This window comes from Brevundimonas sp. TSRC1-1, from assembly GCF_049898245.1.
GTDB lineage: Bacteria > Pseudomonadota > Alphaproteobacteria > Caulobacterales > Caulobacteraceae > Brevundimonas > Brevundimonas mediterranea_A.
In genome coordinates this window covers 589,452-609,825 of record NZ_JAFCXI010000002.1, presented here as the reverse complement: position 1 = coordinate 609,825, position 20,374 = coordinate 589,452, and the positions used below count along the sequence as shown (strand labels likewise).

At 68.8% G+C, this 20,374-nt stretch carries 17 protein-coding genes and 1 riboswitch; of the genes, 9 read left to right on the top strand and 8 right to left on the bottom strand.

Features of this window, described 5'->3' with window-relative positions; genetic code table 11:
* Positions 1-25: 25 nt before the first annotated feature.
* Together ACP7CK_RS08915 and ACP7CK_RS08910 are read left to right on the top strand one after the other, a co-directional pair.
* Entirely contained in the window at positions 26-430 is a 405-nt protein-coding gene (locus tag ACP7CK_RS08915; RefSeq protein WP_008262883.1) for a PTS sugar transporter subunit IIA, read from the top strand.
* Positions 427-699: an HPr family phosphocarrier protein gene (locus tag ACP7CK_RS08910; RefSeq protein ID WP_008262858.1), complete on the top strand. Its 273-nt coding sequence runs from the start codon at positions 427-429 to the stop codon at positions 697-699. Before ACP7CK_RS08915 ends, ACP7CK_RS08910 begins: the two co-directional genes overlap by 4 nt.
* Positions 700-717: 18 nt before the next feature.
* Here the strand turns inward: ACP7CK_RS08910 and ACP7CK_RS08905 are convergent, their stop codons facing one another.
* Positions 718-1,824, bottom strand: coding sequence for a phytase (locus ACP7CK_RS08905; RefSeq protein WP_426025774.1), 1,107 nt, complete (start codon positions 1,822-1,824; stop codon positions 718-720).
* A gap of 239 nt (positions 1,825-2,063) precedes the next feature.
* Here ACP7CK_RS08905 and ACP7CK_RS08900 point away from each other — a divergent pair, with 239 nt between their 5' ends.
* From ACP7CK_RS08900 to lpdA, 3 genes are all read left to right on the top strand, one after another.
* Positions 2,064-4,409, top strand: coding sequence for a TonB-dependent receptor plug domain-containing protein (locus ACP7CK_RS08900; RefSeq protein WP_426025773.1), 2,346 nt, complete (start codon positions 2,064-2,066; stop codon positions 4,407-4,409).
* Positions 4,410-4,616: 207 nt separating this feature from the next.
* Positions 4,617-6,509 (top strand): PAS domain-containing protein, encoded by a 1,893-nt coding sequence (locus ACP7CK_RS08895; RefSeq protein ID WP_426025772.1) that lies wholly within the window; start codon positions 4,617-4,619, stop codon positions 6,507-6,509.
* Between the two features lie 123 nt (positions 6,510-6,632).
* On the top strand, positions 6,633-8,054 hold the full coding sequence (lpdA, locus tag ACP7CK_RS08890) for a dihydrolipoyl dehydrogenase (RefSeq protein WP_426025771.1): 1,422 nt from the start codon (positions 6,633-6,635) through the stop codon (positions 8,052-8,054).
* A gap of 89 nt (positions 8,055-8,143) precedes the next feature.
* On the opposite strand, the gene ACP7CK_RS08885 is transcribed toward lpdA, so the two are convergent.
* Positions 8,144-9,970, bottom strand: a complete 1,827-nt coding sequence (locus ACP7CK_RS08885) for a methyl-accepting chemotaxis protein (RefSeq protein ID WP_426025770.1) — start codon at positions 9,968-9,970, stop codon at positions 8,144-8,146.
* Between the two features lie 89 nt (positions 9,971-10,059).
* Positions 10,060-12,762 carry a DNA mismatch repair protein MutS gene (gene mutS, locus ACP7CK_RS08880; protein ID WP_426025769.1) on the bottom strand — a complete coding sequence of 901 codons (2,703 nt, stop codon included), beginning with the start codon at positions 12,760-12,762 and terminating at the stop codon, positions 10,060-10,062.
* Between the two features lie 74 nt (positions 12,763-12,836).
* Positions 12,837-13,020: riboswitch (cobalamin riboswitch) on the top strand.
* Positions 13,021-13,171: 151 nt separating this feature from the next.
* On the opposite strand from mutS, the gene ACP7CK_RS08875 reads away from it, so the two are divergent.
* A complete protein-coding gene (locus ACP7CK_RS08875; protein ID WP_426025768.1) occupies positions 13,172-14,998 on the top strand; it encodes a TonB-dependent receptor plug domain-containing protein in 1,827 nt (608 codons plus the stop codon).
* Here ACP7CK_RS08875 and ACP7CK_RS08870 read toward each other — a convergent pair.
* The 3 genes from ACP7CK_RS08870 to ACP7CK_RS08860 form a co-directional block, all read right to left on the bottom strand.
* Positions 14,982-15,902: an aldo/keto reductase gene (locus ACP7CK_RS08870; protein WP_035308685.1), complete on the bottom strand. Its 921-nt coding sequence runs from the start codon at positions 15,900-15,902 to the stop codon at positions 14,982-14,984. The genes ACP7CK_RS08875 and ACP7CK_RS08870 overlap by 17 nt on opposite strands.
* A gap of 84 nt (positions 15,903-15,986) precedes the next feature.
* Positions 15,987-16,622: a maleylacetoacetate isomerase gene (gene maiA / locus ACP7CK_RS08865; protein WP_426025767.1), complete on the bottom strand. Its 636-nt coding sequence runs from the start codon at positions 16,620-16,622 to the stop codon at positions 15,987-15,989.
* On the bottom strand, positions 16,622-17,275 hold the full coding sequence (locus ACP7CK_RS08860) for a fumarylacetoacetate hydrolase family protein (protein ID WP_426025766.1): 654 nt from the start codon (positions 17,273-17,275) through the stop codon (positions 16,622-16,624). The genes maiA and ACP7CK_RS08860 overlap by 1 nt, the downstream gene beginning before the upstream one ends.
* 137 nt (positions 17,276-17,412) lie before the next feature.
* Between ACP7CK_RS08860 and ACP7CK_RS08855 the strand changes: the two genes are divergently transcribed.
* The 3 genes from ACP7CK_RS08855 (at position 17,413) to ACP7CK_RS08845 (ending at position 18,460) form a co-directional block, all read left to right on the top strand.
* The gene (locus tag ACP7CK_RS08855) at positions 17,413-17,757 is read left to right on the top strand and encodes a glycine zipper domain-containing protein (protein ID WP_008260669.1); all 345 of its coding nucleotides are present in this window, start codon (positions 17,413-17,415) and stop codon (positions 17,755-17,757) included.
* Positions 17,757-18,170, top strand: coding sequence for a hypothetical protein (locus ACP7CK_RS08850; RefSeq protein ID WP_008262661.1), 414 nt, complete (start codon positions 17,757-17,759; stop codon positions 18,168-18,170). The genes ACP7CK_RS08855 and ACP7CK_RS08850 overlap by 1 nt, the downstream gene beginning before the upstream one ends.
* Positions 18,171-18,280: 110 nt before the next feature.
* Positions 18,281-18,460 (top strand): DUF1328 domain-containing protein, encoded by a 180-nt coding sequence (locus ACP7CK_RS08845; protein ID WP_008262305.1) that lies wholly within the window; start codon positions 18,281-18,283, stop codon positions 18,458-18,460.
* 94 nt (positions 18,461-18,554) lie between these two features.
* On the opposite strand, the gene ACP7CK_RS08840 is transcribed toward ACP7CK_RS08845, so the two are convergent.
* Both ACP7CK_RS08840 and ACP7CK_RS08835 read right to left on the bottom strand, forming a co-directional pair.
* Positions 18,555-19,406 (bottom strand): metallophosphoesterase family protein, encoded by an 852-nt coding sequence (locus tag ACP7CK_RS08840; RefSeq protein ID WP_292150606.1) that lies wholly within the window; start codon positions 19,404-19,406, stop codon positions 18,555-18,557.
* Complete coding sequence (locus ACP7CK_RS08835) at positions 19,406-20,368, bottom strand: diacylglycerol/lipid kinase family protein (protein WP_426025765.1); 963 nt, start codon at positions 20,366-20,368, stop codon at positions 19,406-19,408. Before ACP7CK_RS08835 ends, ACP7CK_RS08840 begins: the two co-directional genes overlap by 1 nt.
* Positions 20,369-20,374 lie beyond the last annotated feature (6 nt).

The window sequence follows — 20,374 nt, the reverse complement described above, 5'->3', positions numbered from 1 at the left end:
AGGGCGGGATGCGAGTGAAGTTCTCATGATTGGCCTGGTTATCGTCACCCATGGGGGACTGGCCTCGGAGTTTCTTTCGGCGATGGAGCATGTGGTCGGGCCGCAGCGCGGCGTCGCGGCCATATGCATCGGGCCGGATGACGACATGGAGCGACGCCGTCGCGACATCGTCGACGCCGCCGCCGCCGTGAACGACGGCGACGGGGTGATCCTGTTGACCGACATGTTCGGCGGCACCCCCTCCAACCTGGCGATATCGGTGATGGAACAGACCCACGCCGAGGTCATCGCCGGCCTGAACCTGCCCATGCTGATCAAGCTGGCCAGCGTGCGCGGGCGCGAGACCCTGGAGGCCTGCGTGGCCCACGCCCAGGACGCCGGGCGCAAATACATCTCGGTGGCGTCCTGGGTGCTCGCGGGCGAAAAATGAGCGTGAAGACGACTCTCGACATCTGCAATACGCGCGGCCTGCACGCCCGCGCCTCGGCCAAGTTCGTCAAACTGGCCTCCAGTTTCGACAGCGAGATCCATGTCACCCGCGACGGCGTCTCGGTGGACGCCCGTTCGATCATGGGCCTGCTGATGCTGGGCGCCGGCATCGGCTGCAGCATCGAAGTCTCGGCCGAGGGCGCAGACGCCGAAGAGGCGATCGAGGCCCTGACGGACCTCGTCGCGCGCAAGTTCGACGAGGATCAGTAGGGGGCTTCCGCCCCCGGATTACAGGCCCAGGGCGCGGCGGATGTCGCGCCAGTCCACATATTTGAAGTTCTGGGTGCCCACATCGTTCACGTCGTCCTGGATGACGACCAGACCTTCGGGGAAGGGGCCGACCACGCCGCTGGCGGCGGCCAGGCCGTCCGTGCCGGTGACGCCGTCCACCACGCCGTCCACGATCTTGAACCGGCCCTCGTACTGCGGGGCGGCGCCGTCGATGCGCCAGACCGGGAAGGTCGAATCGCCCTGGCTGGACGCGATCAGATAGCGTTTGTCGCCGTCGGTCAGCGTGGTCAGCCCCTCGGCGTCGGCGACCAGGACGTCCCTGGCGATGGGCTGGACCAGGGTCCGCGCCGCGCCCGACGCCGGGTCGAGCCCATAGCGCCACAGGCCGACATTTTCCTCGTTGATATAGAGGGCGTCGGTGGCCTCGTCGGCGGCGCAGCCTTCGGAAATGGTTCCGATCTCGGCGCGATGCACCTCGCGCGAGACCGGCTGACCGGCCGCATCGACGCTCAGCACGAACTGCCGCAGCTCGCCCTCATGCCCCACCAGGACGGCGTGAACCTCGGCTCCCCGGCGCGCGAAACAGAAGCCGTAGGGTTCGATCACGTCGGTGGCGACAGCGCCCCAGGGGCGGACGGCGTTCTGGCCGGTCCCGGCCGGATCGAACAGATACAGCGAGATTCCCGTCTTGCCCGGCGTGCGGTCGCTGGCGCCCAGCACCAGCTGCGGCCGGCCGTCGATGTTCAATCCCTCGATCAGGTCGACATTGTTCAGCAGGCCTTCCGGCAGGAACTGCAGGATCCGGCCGTCGAAACCGTAGATGTAGAGGCCCGACTTCTTGTCCGTCCCGGCCACGAAGCCCTGAGTGGCCTGGCCCATCACCATGACCGGCGCAGCCGAGGCCCAGACGGCCGGATCGTCCGCCGCGTCCTGGCCGGCCGTGCCGACCGAGGGGGTTTCCAGCACGGCCTGGACCGGCGCGCCCGGCCCGACGAAGCCTTCGCCCTCGCCCTGGAAATCGACCTCGCGGGTTGCGCAGGCGGTCAGGGCCAGAAGGCAGACGGCGGCGGCCAGCGCGGCGCCGCGCTTGATCGACGAATTCATCGGATGCTCCTCCCAAGGGATGGGGCCGGAGACCATGAACCTCGGCTGCGGGTCAAGGTCGAAGACGCCGCAGGTCGGGCGCTCGGGAACGTCGTCGATCTGAATACGGATCAGTTGTCATGCTGGAGATTCAAAATCTCATGATGGACGTCGCGAAACCTTCGTGGACGCGTCGCCGCACATCTCTAAGCGCGGCTTTATCGTCGAAGGCCAAAGCCCGACGTTTGGGGAATTTCATCATGAGACTGCAACTGCTCGCGGGCGCGTCGCTCGCGTCTATGGCCTCGCTGGCGTTCGCCGGCGTCGTCCAAGCTCAAACCTCGCCCGCGACGCAGGCGCCGGTCACCGCGCTTGAAGAAATCGTCGTCACCGGCGAACCGGCGATGCGTAACCGCACCGACGACGTCGTGCCGACCCTGTCCTACGACCTCGACTATTTCCAGCGCTTCGAGCCGCTGACCGCCGGCGACGCCCTGAAGCGCGTGCCTTCGGTGACCTTCCTGTCGGACGTCCTGGAATCGGACGGCGTGCGCATGCGCGGCCTGGATTCGGCCTATACGCAGATCCTGATCAACGGCGAACGCGTGCCCGGCGCCGGCGTCGATCGCTCCTTCTTCGTCGACCGCATCCCCGCCGAACTGATCGAACGGGTCGAAGTCGTCCGCTCGTCCTCGGCCAATCGTTCGGGCGACGCGGTCGCCGGCGCGATCAACATCGTTCTGCGCGACGCCCTGTCGCTGGACGGCGGCTATGTCCGCCTCGGCGCCCTGCACTGGGAAGACAGTGAATACGGCCAGTGGGGCGGCGCTTACGGCGCCGTCTGGGGCGGTCAGGTCGGTCCCGGCCGTCTGCTCGTAGGCGGCAATATCCAGGATCGCCGCAATCCGAAGCAAAAATACAGCCAGCGTTTCGACGAGCCGAACGGCACGCTCGACAACACCGAAGTCCAGACCGATACGCGCGACGGCACCGATTACTCGTTCAACGGCTCCTATGACGTCGATGTCGCCGGCGGCCGCCTGGAGCTGTCCGGCGTGTTCGTTCGCACCGACCGCTATCAGGACGAGGATTCCATCGAATACGTCGATGGCGTTGAGACAGACGCGAACATCAGCACAATCAACGACAACGACGTCGATATCCGCACTGACAACCTGTCGCTGAACCTGCGTTATGCGCGTGAGATGCTGGGCGGCGAGACCAAGTTCAAGTTCGGCTACGCCTCCATCAAGGACGAACAGTACGAGTACGAATACGAGTCGGAATATCTGCGCGACAAGGTGGTCTATCCGGACGAAGATCGCTTCACCGCCGATGCGACCCAGACCGACATCGAAGACAAGGAACTGAGCGGCGCACTTGAGCACAAGCGCGCCTTGATCGGCGACACCGAACTCGAGTTCGGGGTCCAGTGGAACCAGAAAGACCGCGACACCTCGATCACCGAGCCCGACCGCGTGCGCTTCAACGTCGCCAATGGCTCGACCAATGGCGCGACCGCCTGGAGTTTCGGCGTCTTCAAACCGACCGACGGCGGCCTGAGCAAGATCGAGGAAACCCGCATCGACCCCTACGTCATGCTGTCGGGTGAGAACGGTCCCGCCAAATGGGAGGCCGGTCTGCGCTACGAAATGACCGACACCACCATCACCGACGAAACCGTGGCCGCCGCCGACCGCGTCAACGACCAGGACTACGCCATCCTGCTGCCGTCAGTGAGCGTGCGCTGGAGGCTGTCCGAGACCGACCGGATCACCGCATCGGCGGCCCGCACCGTGCGTCGCCCTGGGTTCGACTTCCTCTCTCCGGCCCTGTTGACCGGCGAATACGGGGACAACGACTTCCTGGGCAATCCGGACCTGGAACCTGAAAAGGCTTGGGGCGCGGACCTCGGCTTCGAGCGTCGCCTGGGGCGCCGCGGCGTCATCGGGATCAACGCCTTCTACCGCGACATCACCGACCTGATCGAAGTGACCAACACGGGCGCCTATTCCGAACAGGCGCAGGACGACTATGACGAGGCCATCGACGACGGCGACACGCCGGAAGAAGCGGCCGAAAAATTGGTCTCCTACGTCCTCACGGCGGAAAATGTCGGGGACGGACAGGTCTGGGGCGTCGAGTTCGACCTGTCGACGCCGCTGGACTTCATCGGCATGGAGCACACCGGCGTCTTCCTGAACTACTCGTGGCTGGACAGCTCGGTCGAAGACTTCATGGGCGACCGCCGCTTCAACTCCCAGTCCGACTATGTCTTCAACGTCGGCTTCACTCAGGACATCCCGTCCTGGGGCGCAGCCTTCGGCGCCACCTATCGCAAACAGGGCGACGCCAAGGAGCGGATCGTCGGGGAAGAAGTCGTCACCAGCTATGGCGGCGACCTCGAAATCTTCGTCGAGAAGCAGGTCGCCTCGAACGTGGTGCTTCGCCTGACCGGCTCGAACCTGCTCGACTCGTCCAAGGACGAGGTGTTCGACAAGTTCAACACCATCAAAGACCAGATGGCCCGCGACTACGACGAATACGAACTGGAGACCGAAAGCGCCGGTCCGTGGTTCCAGCTCGTCGCCCGGATGGCCTTCTAAGCGCCATCCAGGACACTGCAGAAAGGGCCGGACGGCGACGTCCGGCCCTTTTTCATGGGCGATGCGCGCCGCGCTTCCGGGCGGCTTGACGACGGGCCTCGTCATGAGGTCTGGGTATCGGAGACCACCCCCGCTCCGCTGGTTCGCCCCTTGCAGATCCTGGCGAACCTGGGCGGCGGACGCCCCAGATTGAAACGGATCGACCGAATGTTTCTCGAAGGCGAGGTCAACTGGACGCTGATCTTCGGCATCACGGCCGTCGTCGGCTACGCCCTCGCGGCCGTCGCCCTCTGGTTCGCCGTGACCCACGGCGCCCGCCACGCCAGCGCAAGCGACCAGCTCGACATCGTCCAGAAGGTGGCCGAATCCTCCGACAGACGCCTGTTCGAGACGATGAACGCCGTGCCCGTGGCCATGGTCGAGACCGACAGCACCGGCAAGTTCGTCTTCGCCAACCGCGCCGCCCATCAGCTGCTGGGCCGTCGCGACGCCGAACTGCTGGGCCTGCGCTTCCATTCTGCGACCTGGGGCATCACCTTCCCGGACGGCAAGCCGATCCCCGCCGACCTGCTGCCCAGCGCCCGGGCCCTGCGCGGCCAGACGGTGCGGGGCTTCCAGCATCTGATGATGAACGCCGCGACCCGCAAGAAGATGCTGGTTTCGGTCACGGCCATGCCGATCGAGAACGAACGGGGCCAGATCACCGGCTCCATCGCCGCCATCGTCGAGACCGACGTCCTGACCACCCCCGCCATCGAACCGCCGCCGCCCCCGCCGCCGCCCGCCGCCCGGCCCAGCCTGGCCGACCGGGTGTTCGACGCCGCCTCCGGCGCCCTGGTGGTGGTCGACGCCGACGGCCGCATCCGCCAGGCCAACCGCACCGCCCTGATCATGCTGGGGCGCGGCGAGGGGGTGACGGGTTCCGACTTCGCCGACCTGTTCCTGCCGCTCGACCGTCGCACCGAGGGCCGCCAGGCCTTGCGCGCCGCCCTGAACGCCGATGACGGCGAGGCTGCGCCGATCGAGACGGTGGACGCGGACGGCGCGGGGATCCGCTGGACCCTGACCCCCCTGGCCGACGAGGCGGATCGTCCGGACGCCGTCCTGCTGGCCGGCGCCCCCTTGGCCGACATCGCCCCGACGGAGACCGGCTCTGAAACCGCAGAACCGGCCCCTCTGTCCGATGCGCCGGAAGACGACGCCGGCCAGGACGATCCGCGCGATCCCGTCGCCGAGGCCCTTCAAACGGCGCAGGCGGACTTCTCGCGCCGCGAGAGCGAAATCCTGGCCGCCCATAATCAGGCCCTGCTGGACACGGTCGCCGAGGCCGCGCGCGCCGAACAGGCGGTTCGCGCCGAGCTGGAGGCCGAACGGCGCATGGCCAATGTCGGCCGTCTGGCCGGCGGCGTGACCCATGATTTCAACGCCCTTCTGGGGGTCATGACCTCGGCCCTGGACATGATGCTGCGCCATGCCGACGAGCCCGAGCGCATCCGCCGCCTGGGCCAGGCGGCCCTGGCCGCCGGTCAGCGCGGCGAACGCCTGACCCGCCGCCTCAGCGCCTTCTCGCAGGACGAGGACCGCACCAATCTTCAGCGGCTGGACGTCGGGATCTTCCTGGCGGGCCTGGAGACCAAGCTGCGTCTGCTGTCGGGGCCGTCGATCGATCTGATGATCGAAACCCCGGCCCAGCCGGCCTTCGCCCGGATCGATCCGGCGGCCTTCGAGGCGGCGGTGCTGGCCCTGACGCGAAACGCGGTCGAGGCGTCGAACGGCGTCGGGTCGGTCGCGGTGCGGCTGGCGGTGATGGCCGACGACAGCCTGAGACTGAGCGTGCGCGATTCCGGCCCCGGCATGGACGCCGACACCCTGCGCCGCGCGGCCGAGCCCTTCTTCACCACCCGGCCGGACGCGGCCGGCCTGGGCCTGTCGCAGGCCTTCGCCTTTGCGCGCCAGTCCTCGGGCGCCCTGGCGATCGACAGCACGCCGGGCGAAGGGGCGGAGGTCTCCGTCACCCTGCCCCGCGCGGAGCAGCAGGACGCGGACGCGAGCGAAAATACGGGCCAGACGGACGAACCGGCGCCTGAAATCGCCTCCTGACGGCTTCCTCCCCCTGCAAAGGTCGATTCCGGCGTCCCATATGTCGCCCGGCGGTTGACCCCTGCGGGGTCGGCGCTAGTGTCCGCCCGCCTGCCCCCACGCGCCAGAAGACCAGAGGATATCATGGCCGAAGCCCCCGTTCCCTACGACGTCGTCATCATCGGCGGAGGGCCCGGCGGCTATAACGCCGCGATCCGCGCCGGCCAGCTGGGCCTGAAGGTCGCCTGCGTCGAGATGCGCGCCACCCTGGGGGGCACCTGCCTGAACGTCGGCTGCATGCCGTCCAAGGCCCTGCTCCACGCCTCGGAAATGTTCGACGCCGCCAACAGCGAGTTCGCCAAGATCGGCATCGAGGTCCAGCCCAAGCTGAACCTGGGCCAGATGCACAAGGCCAAGGACGACAGCGTCACCGCCCTGACCAAGGGGATCGAGTTCCTGTTCAAGAAGAACAAGGCCGACTGGATCAAGGGCCGCGGCAAGATCGTCGCCAAAGGCAAGGTCGAGGTGACCGCCGCCGACGGTTCGGTCCAGGCGCTTGAGGCCCGGAACATCGTCATCGCCACCGGCTCGGAGCCCACCCCCCTGCCGGGCGTCGCCTTCGAGGCGGGCAAGGTGATCGATTCCACCGGCGCCCTGTCCCTTCCGGCCGTGCCGAAGAAGCTGATCGTCATCGGCGCCGGCATCATCGGCCTGGAGCTGGGGTCGGTCTGGCGCCGCCTGGGCGCCGAGGTGACGGTGGTCGAATTCCTGGACCGGATCACCCCCGGCATGGACACCGAGGTCGCCACCGCCTTCCAGCGCACCCTGACCAAACAGGGCATGGTCTTCAAACTGGGCGCCAAGGTCACGGGCGCCAAGCCGGTCAAGGACGGGGTCGAACTGACGGTCGAGCCCTCGGCCGGCGGCACCGCCGAAACCCTGAAGGGCGACGTCGTCCTGGTCGCCATCGGCCGTCGCCCCTATACGGACGGCCTGGGTCTGGAGACCATCGGCGTCACGCCGGACAAGCGCGGCTTCATCGACCATGATCACTTCAAGGTCGCCGGCCAAGTCAACGAGGGCGGCGTCTGGGTGATCGGCGACGTGACCCACGGCCCGATGCTGGCGCACAAGGCGGAGGAAGACGCGGTCGCCGTGATCGACACCATCGCCGGCAAATACGGCCACGTCGACTACGCCCTGGTCCCCAGCGTGGTCTACACCTTCCCCGAAGTGGCCTGGGTCGGTCAGACCGAGGATCAGCTGAAGGCCGCCGGCGTCGCCTACAAGAAGGGCAAATTCCCCTTCACCGCCAACAGCCGCGCCAAGATCAACCACGAGACCGACGGCTTCGTGAAGGTTCTGGCCGACGCCGCCACCGACAAGGTTCTGGGCGTCCACATCATGGGTCCGCAGGCCGGCGAGATGATCCACGAGGCCGCCATCACCATGAGCTTCGGCGGCGCCTCGGAAGACATCGCCCGCACCTGCCACGCCCACCCGACCCGTTCGGAAGCCGTCCGCCAGGCGGCCATGGACGTCGAAGGCTGGATGATGCAGGCCTGATCCGCCGCGTCCCCGACGGACGTCTGACATGAAAAAGGCCCGCTCGGCAGTCGCCGGGCGGGCCTTTTTTGATCTTGTCCGGCTTGGACTCAGGCGGCCCAGACGGTCCGGGCGTCCCGAGACTGGCTGTCCGCATCCGGCTCGCCGATGCGGAAGCGCGACACCAGCTCGGCCAGTTTTTCCGCCTCCTGGCTCAGCGCCTGGTTGGCGGCGGTGGTCTGTTCGACCATGGCGGCGTTCTGCTGGGTCGTCTGGTCCATCTGGTTCACGGCGACATTGATCTCGGCCAGACCCACGGCCTGTTCCTGGGCCGAGGCGGCGATTTCGCCCGCCAGCTGGTTGATCTCGGCCACCTGGTTGATCAGGGCGGTCAGGGCGCCGCCGGTCTGGGACACCAGCCGGGCGCCTTCGCCGACGCTGGCGCCCGAGGCGGCGATCAGGCCCTTGATCTCGCGCGCGGCGTCGGCGGAACGCTGGGCCAGGGCGCGCACTTCCGACGCCACCACGGCGAAGCCGCGGCCGGCCTCGCCGGCCCGCGCCGCCTCGACGCCCGCGTTCAGGGCCAGAAGATTGGTCTGGAAGGCGATCTCGTCGATGACGCCGATGATCTCGCCGATCCTGCCCGAGGTCGCCTCGATCTCGCCCATGGCGGCGGTGGTGTCGGCGATGATCCGCTCGCGCGTTCCGGCCCCGCCGCGCGCCTGGGCGGTGATCTCGGCGGCGGACCGGGCGCCCTCGGCCGTCTTGCGGACAGTGACGGTGATCTGATCCAGGGCGGCGGCGGTCTGTTCCAGGGCGGCGGCCTGGCGTTCGGTGCGGCGCGACAGGTCGTCGGTGGCCGTGGACACCTCGGCGGTTCCGGCGCGCATCGCCCCGACCAGATCGACGATATCGGCCATGGTGGCGGCCAGGGTGTCGGCGGCGGTGTTGTAGTCGTCCTTCAGCTTGCGGCTGCGCTCGGCGAAGCTGGCGGTGATGCGGTGGTTCAGGTCGCCGCGCGCCAGGGCCGCCAAACCCTGGCCTAGGGCCCCGACCACGACGGCGTCTTCCTCGGCCAGGCGTTCGCGCTCGGCCTCGCTGGCGGCGTGGGTGGCGCGGGCGGTTTCGCGCATCGCCTCGGCCTCGGTCTCGGTCGCCTTCTGGCGCACGGCGGCGTCGCGGAAGGCGATGACGGCGCGCGCGATCTGACCGATGTCGTCGCCGCGCGAGACCCAGGGGGCGTCGAAGTCGGTGCGGCCCTGACGCAGGGCCTCCATCCGCTCGCACAGGGCCTGCAGCGGCGAGAACATGCGGCGCGAGGCGACCAGACAGCCGCCCACCACCAGCAAGGTGACGACGACGCCGCAGATCAGCAGGCCGGCCATCATATGGTTCACCGAGGCCATGAAGTCGGCCTTGGGAATGCCGACATACAGCACGCCGATGGTCTGGCCGGCGGCGTTCTTGATCGGGTCGTAGGCGACGAAATAGGGCTTGCCCAGGATGTCGGCCTGACCACGATAGGGTTTGCCGGACTTCAGCACCGCGTCATAGACGGGGCCGGGCTTGAGTTTGGTGCCGACAGCGCGCGAACCGTCGTCCTTGACCACATTGGTCGTGACCCGCAGGTCGTCCATGAAGACCGTCGCCGTGCCCCCCACCAGGGCCTTGATCCGATCGACCGGTTCGACGAAGTCGTTCATCGGCGTGGAGCCGACATACAGTCGGCCGTCCCGCGCCGAAAACCCGTCGCCGTAGTCGGCCAGCACGTCCCAGGCGACGCGCATATTGGCCTCCTGGCGTTCGGCGGCGCTGGCCTCTGCATCCCGGGTCAGCAGCACCACGGCCACCGCCAGCAGGATCGCGGTAAGGGCGGCCAGGGCGCCGATCACCATGAGGGCGATCTTGGCCGAAAGGGAAAGCGCGCTGGGTTTCATCGCCGTATCCAGTGGAGGCTTCGGGTCTTCAGTCAAGCATCCCTGACATGAGCAAGGTTAAGAACCTTCCCCGACGGCAATACTCTCTCTCATCTCGATGTGAGCATTCCCTTGAGCCTGTAGAGGGCCTCCAGCGCCTCGCGCGGGGTCAGGGCGTCGGGGTCCACGGCCCCGAGCGCCGTCTCGACCGGCGAGGGCGCAAGGACCGGCGCCGGTTCCGCCAGGGCGAACAGCGGCAGGTCGTCCAGACGGGCGGTCGCCGCCTTCTCCCCTTCCAGCCGTTCGAGCACGGATCTCGCGCGGGCGACCACGGCGCCCGGCACGCCCGCCAGTTTGGCCACCTGCACCCCATAGGACCGGTCCGCCGCCCCCGGCGCCGCCTCGTGCAGGAAGACGAGATCGCCGTTCCACTCCTTGGCCACCATGGACAGGTTGCAGACATGGTCCAGCCGCGTCTCCAGCTGGGCCAGCTCGTGATAGTGGGTGGCGAACAGGGTGCGCGCCCTATTGGTCTCGTGCAGGGCCTCCGCCGTGGCCCAGGCGATGGCCAGGCCGTCATAGGTCGCCGTGCCGCGGCCGATCTCGTCCAGAACGACGAAACTGCGCGGCGTGGCCTGGGTCAGGATGGCGGCGGTCTCGACCATCTCCATCATGAAGGTGGACCGCCCCCGCGCCAGGTCGTCGCCCGCCCCGACCCGGCTGAACAGCCGGTCCACCACGCCCAGACGCATCGACCGCGCCGGCACGAAGGCCCCGGCCTGGGCCAGGATCACCAGCAGGGCGTTCTGGCGCAGGAAGGTGGATTTACCGGCCATGTTCGGCCCGGTGACGATGGCCAGACGGGCGCAATCCGCCCCGGAGCCGTCCAGCCGCGCATTGTTGGGCGTATAGGGATCGCCGGCCGCCTTGACCGCCGCCTCGACCACCGGATGCCGCCCGGCCTCGACGGAGAAGGCCAGGCTGTCGTCCACTACCGGCCGGGTCGCCCCGACCTCCTGCGCCCATTCCGCCAGGGCCGCGTGGGCGTCCAGTTCGGCCAGGGCCTCGGCGACCGCCTGCAGCGGTTGGGCCAGACGGGCGACCTCGCGCCGCCAGGTCTCGAAGGTCTCGGCCTCGATGGCCAGGGCGCGGTGGCCGGCCTGGCTGATCCTGGCGTCCAGTTCCGACAGTTCGACGGTGGTGAACCGCACCTGGCTGGCCAGGGTCTGGCGGTGGATGAAGGGGCTGTCCGGCCCGGCCCGCAGCAGGCCTTCCGCCGCCTTGGCCGAGGTCTCGAGGAAATAGCCCAGGACGGCGTTGTGCTTGACCTTGAAGGCCACGCCGGACTCGGCCACGGCGCGCGCCTCCAGATCCGCCACCACCCGGCGGCTGTCGTCGCGCAGGGTGCGGGCGGCGTCCAGTTCGGGACGATAGTCGGGGCGCACGAAACCGCCGTCGCGCGCCAGGTGGGACGGCTCGTCCACCAGGCCGTCGATCAGATCGGCCTTCAGCCGCGAGACCTCGGGCGACAGGCTCAGCCGGTCCAGGGCCAGCGCGATGCGGCGCGGCTGACCTGTGATCGGATCCACCTGGCCGATGAACAGGCCGGCCACGCCCTCCGCTATGGTCAGGCCGACCCGCACCGCCGCCAGATCGCGCGGACCGCCGCGTCCCAAGGCCAGCCGCCCGACCGCGCGGGCGATGTCCGAGGAGGCCTTCAGCCCCTCGCGCAGGTTGCGGCGCAGATCGCGCCGCTCCAGCAGCCATTCGACCGCGTCGAGCTGTTCGTTGATCGCCAGCGGATCGCGCAGCGGCCGGGCGATCCGTTCCGCCAGGGCCCGCGCCCCGCCCGAGGTGACGGTCCGGTCGATACAGGCCAGCAGCGAGCCTTCGCGCTCGCCCCGCTGGGTCCGGTCGATCTCCAGACTGGTCCGCGTCGCCGGGTCGATGGCCAGAAAACCGCTCTCGCCCAGCCGGCGCGGCGGGGCCAGGGCCGGGACCTTGCCGGCCTGGGTCGTCTCCAGATAGGCGGCGATCAGGCCCAGAGCCGATATCTCGGCCTCCTCGAAGGCGCCGAACCCGTCCAGGGCCGCCACCCCGTACAGCCGCTCGACCCGCGCCTGGGCCGCCTGGGGCTCGGCGATGGCGCTGGCCAGGGCCTGGACCACGCCGCCGGACCCATCCAGGGCGTCCCGCGTCGCCGGGTCCGAATAGATCCGGTCCGTGACCAGAACCTCGGACGGACGAAACGCCGCCAGGGCCGCGCCCAGGTCCTCCAGCGCACAGGCGACGCTGTCCACGGCCCCGGACGACAGCTCCACCACCGCCACCGCCGCCCGCCCCTTGCGCACCGCCACGGCCGCCAGACGATTGGCGCCCCGCGCATCCAGCAGACTGTCCTCGGTCAGGGTGCCCGGCGTCACCACCCGCACCACGCCGCGATGGACCACGGCCTTGCCGCCGCGCTTTTTGGCCTCAGCGGGATCTTCCAGCTGTTCGCAGATGGCGACCTTGTGGCCCAGGCGGATCAGCCGGGCCAGATAGCCCTCCATGGCGTGAACCGGCACCCCGGCCATGGGGATGTCCTCGCCCTGGTGCTTGCCCCGCTTGGTCAGGGTGATGCCCAGGGCGGCGGCCGCCACCTCGGCGTCCTTGAAGAACAGCTCGTAGAAATCCCCCATGCGGAAGAAGAGTATGGCGTCCGGCTGTCCGGCCTTGGCCGTCAGATACTGCGCCATGAAGGGCGTCGCCCCTTCCAGCGAGGCGGCGACTTCAGGCGAATGTTCGGGGGAGGGAAAAGCGGGCGCGTTCATGTGCCGTCAGGGTGACGGATCGCAGCCGACCGCTCAAGCCCGTTAACGGCTCTTGCACAGGCTTGTCACCCCTGCGATAGGCCGTGTCAGGCGGTTAAGGGAACACGGTGAGACACCGTGGCTGTGCCCGCAACTGTAGGCGGCGAGAGCGTCGTCCGTCCGGGGTCTCGACCCCGGCGCCACTGGGTGACTGGGAAGGCGAGGACGGCGGTTTATGACCCGCAAGCCAGGAGACCTGGCCGCCTGACGTCGCTCGTCCGCTGTCCGGGACCAGACAGAGGCGCGGGGACTATTCTCGTCGCAGCGACCCGATCTTGCGCCGTCCGGACCGTTCAGGCCCGGCGGATCGGCTCGCTCATACCGGTTCCTCGCGCGCACTCGCGGAGCCGACATCGGGGATTCTCGCTCAATGAAGCGCTCCATTCTTCTCTCCACGGCGGCCCTGTCCGCCGCCTTCGCCGCGCCCGCCTTCGCCTTTGACGAGGCGACCCAGCTGGACGACGTCGTCATCACCGCCACCCGCATCCCGGCCATCGTCGCCGATACGCCCGGCGCCCGCGTCATCGACGGCAAGACCATCGAACAGCGCGGCGCGATCTTCGCCGCCGACATCCTGTCGGACGTCCCCGGCCTGTCGGTGACCCGTTCCGGCGCCTTCGGCGGCGTGGCTCAGGTCCGCATGCGTGGTGCGACGCCCGGCAAGACCCTGGTCCTGGTCGACGGCGCGCCCGTCAACGATGCGGCCGAGCCCAACGGCGCTTATGATTTCTCCAGCTTCGAGCTGGCCGACATCGAGCGCATCGAAGTGCTCAGCGGCCCGCAGTCGTCGCTGTGGGGATCGGACGCCATCGGCGGCGTGATCGCCTTCACCACCAAGGAGATCAAGGGCCTGCGCGCCGAGGCCGAGGCCGGCAGTTTCGACACCGTGCGCGGCCGCCTGGCCGCCGGGGTCGCCAACGAGACCTATGCCGTCAGCGCCTATGTCTCGCACTTCGACACCGACGGGATCTCCGCCGCCGACGAGGCTGACGGCAATCCCGAAGCCGACGGTTTCCGCAGCACGACCCTGGGCGCCAAGGGCCGCTACGCCTTCTCGGACCTGGTCAAGGTCGACGGCTCGGTGCGCTGGAACAAGTCAAAGGCCGACCTGGACGGTTTCCCGGCGCCGAACTACGCGCTGGCCGACACCGACGATACGCAGGAAAGCGAGCAATGGTCGGGGTTTGGCCGGGCGGCCGCCAAGGCGTTCGGCCTGAACCATCAGTTCAGCGTCTCGGCGTCGGATCTGGATCGCAGCTCGGTCAGCGACGGCTTCGGCTCGACCTTCACCGGCGACCGCCAAGCCTATCGTTGGCAGGCCAATGGCGCGACACAGGATATCGACTATGCGTTCGGCGTCGAACGCAACGAGGCGTCGGCGGCCCTGTCGTCGGGCCTGTCGCGCGACCTGTCGATCACCTCCGTGTTCGGCGTGGCCCAGTATGACGTCGGCGCCCTGAACCTGACCGGGGGCCTGCGTTACGACGACACCGACGATTTCGGATCCAAGACGACGGGCCGGGTTTCGGCGGCCTATGATCTGGCCGGCGGCTTCATCCTGTCGGGCGCCTATGGCACGGGCTTCAAGGCGCCGACCGTCAGCCAGGCCCTCTGCGACTACTGCTACGCGCCCCTGCCCTGGCCGGAGCTGAAGCCGGAAACCGCCGACAGCGTCGAGATCGCCCTGGGCTGGGCCTCGGGCGATGGTCGGTTCGACGGTCGCGCGACCCTGTATCGCCTGAACGTCGAGGACCAGATCACCTATACGGCTGGTCGCTACATCAATGTGGCCAAGACCCGTTCGGACGGGGTCGAGCTGGAAGGCCGTGCGCTGTTGGGCGCCGGCTTCGACCTGACGCTGGCCTATGCCTGGACCGACGCCGAGGACCGCACGACGGGCGCCCGCCTGTTGCGTGTGCCCGAGCACGCCGGTTCGGCGACCCTGGGCTGGACGGGCGACCGGGTCTCGGGCGCGCTGACGGTGCGGGCGGAAGGCGACCAGGACGATTCCGGCGGCTTCTCGACCGTGGCCCGCGAGGGCTTCGTCACGGCCAATCTGAACGCCGCCTACGAATTGACGGACAAGGTCACGTTGACGGCACGAATCGAGAATCTGGCCGACGAACACTACCAGCAGGTGCTGGGCTATGGCGAACCCGGCCGCTCGGCCTATGTCGGGGTCAGGCTGCGCTACTGATCCGCGCGCGGGCGTCGGCGGTGAAGGCCGCCGGCGCCTCGAGCGCCAGTTCCGGCCAGCTCAGGTCAGGGCCGGGCGCGTGGGCGGCGGCCAGGATGGCGCGCAGTTCGGCCGCCGAGGCCACGCTGGCGACCACCCGGTCCACCGCCTTCAGCGAAAACGCATAGGCCAGGGCCGCCTGCATCGGATCGCAGCGCCGTTCGGCCAGACGCCGGCGCGTCCGCGACAGGGCCTGGGCGTAGTTGGCCAGATGGGGCGGCAGTTCATCGCCGACCGCGAACAGAAGTCCGCCGGCGAAGACCGAGGCCAGGTGCACCTCGGCGCCGCCGGCCTTGATCTCGTCCAGCACGCCCTCGGCGGCGGCCCGCTGGTCCAGCAGATTGCAGGAAATCTGAACCACGTCGGCCTCCAGCCGGCGCGCCAGCAGGGCCGGGCCGTCCTCGACCGTGGCGCAGAAGCCGATGCTGCGGAACAGGCCGCGGGTCTTCAGGGATTGCAGCCGGTCCCACAGGGCGCGGCCCTCGGCCCCGGCCAGGTCGGCGGCGTTATTGACCAACAGGGCCTCGCCGCGCGGCAGGCCCATGCGTTCCAGCGACCGGCGCGCCCGCGCCTCGACCCGATCCAGGCCTTCGCTCAGGGCCACGGTTTGAACCGTCACGCGGAAGGGCGAGGGGAAGGGCCAGGCCTGGCCCAGCAGCCGTTCGCCGTCGCCGCCCGGTTTGGTCGCGATCATCTTGACGCCGGCGTCCGCCCCCGTCTGCAACAGGAAGCGCATGGCGTCCTCGCGCGCGCCCGACGGCGCGGCCATGAACGGATTCAGGGCGCGTCCCGGCTCTGTCACCACGGCGAGAGCCAGGCGATCTATGGGCGAAGGCGCCGAAGGGGTGGCGGGGGAATGCGTCACATTCCCATCTTGCACCCCCAAAGCTTAAAGGAGGTTGAGCGAGACGTTACGCGAGTCTTACCTGGAGATCGTCGGTATGGCGGATCAGGCGTCGGCGTCGGGCTGCCGATCCGGGTGCGCCGCCCCGAAGGCGGGGTGGTCCAGCGCCCGCGTCTCCACCGCCAGAAGCCCCGGCCAGGCCTCGAGCGCCATGTTGAACCGCCGCGCGGAATAGAGCTGCGGCATCAGATAGCAGTCGACCAGGCCCGGCCGGTCGCCGAAACTCCACCCCTGGCCGTGGCGGCCCACCAGGATCTCCAGGGCGTCGAAGCCCGGCGCGATCCAGCGCGCGGCCCAGGCGTCAACGGCGGCCTGGTCCGCCCCGAAATCCTCGCGCAACGACCTGAGGACGCGCAGATTGTTCAGCGGATGAATGTCGCAGCCGATCAGGGCGGCCATGGCCCGGACACGGGCCCGGTCGGCCGGCCCCTTCGGCAACAGGGCCGGCTCGGGATGAACCTCGTCCAGCCATTCCAGAATGGCCGGGCTCTGGGTGACGACCTGGTCCCCGTCCTGCAGGGCCGGCACCATGCCCTGAGGGTTCAGGGCCAGATAACCGGCCGCCTTTTGCTCGCCCTTGCGCAGGTCATGCGTCGCCGTCTCATAGGCCAGGCCCTTGAGGCCCAGGGCGATGCGGACCCGGTAGCTGGCGCCCGAGCGCCAATAGCCGTGCAGGATCATCAGACGATCTTGAAGCTCAGGGGCGCCAGGCCGTCGATGGTCACGACCACCGCGTCGCCGCACGCCAGGGGTCCGACGCCCGACGGGGTGCCGGTGAAGATCAGGTCGCCCGCCTGTAGCGACCACAGTTTCCCGGCCGCCTCGACGATCTGATCGGGGTTCAGGATCATGTCGTCCAGGGTGCTGGACTGTTTCGTCTCGCCGTTGACGCTCAGGGCGATCACCCCCGCCGGGGCCGGAAGCGGTCCCAGGGTCAGGGCGCCGCAGGGCGCCGACTGGTCGAACCCCTTGGCTGCATCCCACGGCCGCCCGGCCGCCTTCGCCTCGGCCTGAAGATCGCGACGGGTCAGGTCGCAGCCGACCGCCCAGCCGATGATCCGCCCGCCCTCGCCGATGGCCGCCACCAGTTCGGCCTCGAAATGCAGATTGTCCGTCGCCGACGGATAGGCCGGGTCGGCCCCGTCCGACACCAGGGCGTCGCCGGGCTTGGAAAAGAAGAAGGGGGACTGCTTGTCCGGGTCCGACCCCATTTCGCGCGCATGGGCGGCGTAGTTCTGGCCCACGCACAGGATGCGGCGAACCGGGAAGCGCCGGGCGTCGCCGGTGATCGGCAGGGTCGGCAGGGGGCGGGGGGCGAACAGCAGGTCGGTCATCTCCCCTATCTAGAACGGCGAAACGCGCCTGACGAGGCCGGGGATCACGGGTGGGCGAAGGGAACCTCGCGCCGGGTGTAGCGTTCCGAAACGGGGTCCCCTATTCTATTGCCAAGCTTGAAACCGGAGCGCGCACCATGGCCACCACCAAGGCTAGAGAAGACATCAAGGCCGACCTGAAGACCCTCAAGGAGGATCTGAAGATCGGCGCCCGCGAAGAAACCCAGCGTCTGCGCGAAAAGGCCGAGGAGGCCGAGGCCAAGCTGCGGGCCAAGAGCGAGGAAGTGCGCGACCAGGCGCGCGGCTATTACGACACCGCCCGGGTGCGCGGCCGCGAATATTACGACGACGCCGCCGAACGCCTGGACGAGGCCCAGCGCTATATCGTCGAGCGGGTGCAGGAACGTCCGGTCCAGTCGACCGCCATCGCCCTCGGCGTCGGCGTGGTGCTCGGCCTGCTTCTGGCCGGCCGTCGCCGCTGATGTTCAAGGGCATCGTCAAACGCATCGTGGCGACCAGCGTGGCCGCCGCGAGCGTCTTTCTGGCCGTGGTGTTTCTCGGCGTCGCCATCTTCCACGCCATCAGCCTGGTCACGACGCCCCTGGGCGCCTCGGCCATCACCTTCGCCCTGTTCGCCCTGGTCGCCCTGGTCGTCGCACTCGTCTTCCTGAAGGGCGAAAGTCACGACGAGGAGGACGAGGAGGATGCGCCGGACGGTCTGATCGGCAAGCTGATCCACATCGTGCGCGAACGCCCGATCATCGGCGCGGTCGGCGGACTGGGCGCGGCCTTCCTGTTGCTGCGCAATCCGGCCCTGGCCGCGATCGTCGCCAGCATGGTGGCCGAGCGAAAGATGGATCAGGGCGGCTACGCCAAAAGGCGCCGTCGGCGCTGAGGATTTTGCGAAGGCCACGGAACGCCCTGCGTCCGGGACCGTTGATCTTCCGACGGGACGAACGGCTGCAAGGCCGCCGTCGGAAACATCAACGCAGGAGAGCTAAACCCATGATTCGCTGGGCAATTATCTTCCTGGTCGTGGCCTTGATCGCAGCCGTTCTCGGCTTCGGCGGCATCGCGAACTTCTCGTTCGAGATCGCCAAATTCATCGCCGTGATCGCCATCATCCTGTTCGTCATCGCCCTCGTGGCCGGCGGACTTCGCGGACGCGGCGCCCCTCGATTATAGGGCTCGCAGAACCGACAAAATTCAGAAGGGCCGGAACGCGAGTTCCGGCCCTTTTTCTATTGGCGGCGTCGCCCGGGAATAGAGACGCGACGGCTCAGACCGCCGCCTTCTCCAGTTCGCCCGGCCTGTTCGGGCTGGGCGCGGTCGCGGCCTTGCGGGTGTCCTGACGACGCGGCAGCCGCCAGACCTGATGCGGGCTGTAGTCCCGCCCGTCCCAGGCCAGGGCCGTGACCGTGATGGTCCTGGCGTCCCAGTCCACCTGATTGAAGCCCGGCGGCGAGCCCCGCTCGCGGTGCGACAGGGTCCCGCACCCGACGGCGTAGGAGCAGCGGTCCGCCAGATCGATGGGCAGGGCGAAGGGCACATGGACATGGCCCGTCATGATCAGATCCACCCCGGCCTCGGCGAAGATCAGGGCCGCCTCGTCGCCGCGCTTGACGTCGCCGGTCATCGGCGTGCCGATCATCTCGACCAGGGGATGATGACAGGCCAGGATGCGCAACGCCCCGATGGGCGCCTGACGCAGGGCCTCGGCCGCGCGCCGGGTCTGGTCCAGATCGATGACCCCCTTGGACCAGTTGGGCCGCGCCTGCCAGCCGCGCGCCGTGACGACGCCCCGCACCATAACCGTGTCATTGCAGAACTGACCGTCATGGGCGGGGAAACCCGTCGCCGTCTCGAAGGCGCGCCATGGATGAAACAGGCGGGCGACCGGGCTCCAGTAGGGGACGTCGTGATTGCCGACGATGACGAAGCGCGGCTCCGGCATGGCCCGCATCCATTCCCCCGCCGCCCGGAACTCGACCGGATAGCCCTTCTGGGTGATGTCGCCGGTGATCAGAACCAGATCATTGGGCGTGGCGTGGGCGTACTCCAGCGCCGCCGCCACCGCCCCCTTGTGCTCGCATCCGAAATGAACGTCCGAAAACTGGAGAACACGCCCCATCAGAGACTGTCCTCGGCCGCGGGGGGCCGGGGCGCAAGGGCGCGGAACGCCTTGGGAATGAATCGCACGGTGGCCTCGGATTTCAACAGGACGGGCTCTCCGTCTATCACGGCGGGAATCTTGGAGCGCGCCCGGACGTCGATCCGCTTGGCCGGGCGGGTCGAGACGGCGGGATCATGGCGCCAGTCGCTGAACAGGGCGTTGGCGGCCAGGCGGAAGGCCTGGCTGGCGTCGGACGGGTCCATCGCCGCGGCTTCCAGCCCGTCCGGCTCCTCCATGGCCTTGGAGATCATCGGGCTGATCAGCACCAGGGCCTCGGCCCGACGCCGGGGGCCGCCGTCCAGACTGAACCTCAACCGTCCGGTGAAGGCCCGCTTCAACGCCCGCCGCGCATAGGCCCAGGCCAGTCTCACCTTGCCGGTTCGCATCGCCTCGCGCGCCGGCGCCCACAGGGCCGGCGAGCCCAGGATGGCGGCGCAGTAGAAATATTCCCCCGACACCTCGCCGCCCGACACCGATTGGGGCTCGCCCTCCTCCAGGGCGCGGCGCAGGGCCAGCTTCCAGTCGGCCGTGCCGTACAGGGCCCTGGGCAGCATGTTCATCGTGCCGCCCGGCAGGGGGGCGATCATCGGACCATTGGGCCTAGCCTTCGCCGCCACCGACCGCGCCGTGCCGTCGCCGGCCAGGACGAAGATCACGTCCGGCGCGGCGGCGAAGGCGTCGGCGATGGCCTGGTCGAAATTGCCGGCTTCCAGCACCACGACCTGGGTTTGCAGGTCATAGTCCGCCAGGATCGCCTCGGCCTCGGCCTCGGCGCGCGGGCCGACGCTGCCGGACAAGGGATTGACCAGCATCACCGCCCGGCCCAGCGACGCATGGGGCGTGAGACGACGCGCGGCCTCGTCGCGCGGCTCGCCGGCGTCGGCGTCGGCGTCGGGTTCTGAACTCAGGGTGTCGGTCATGGCCGC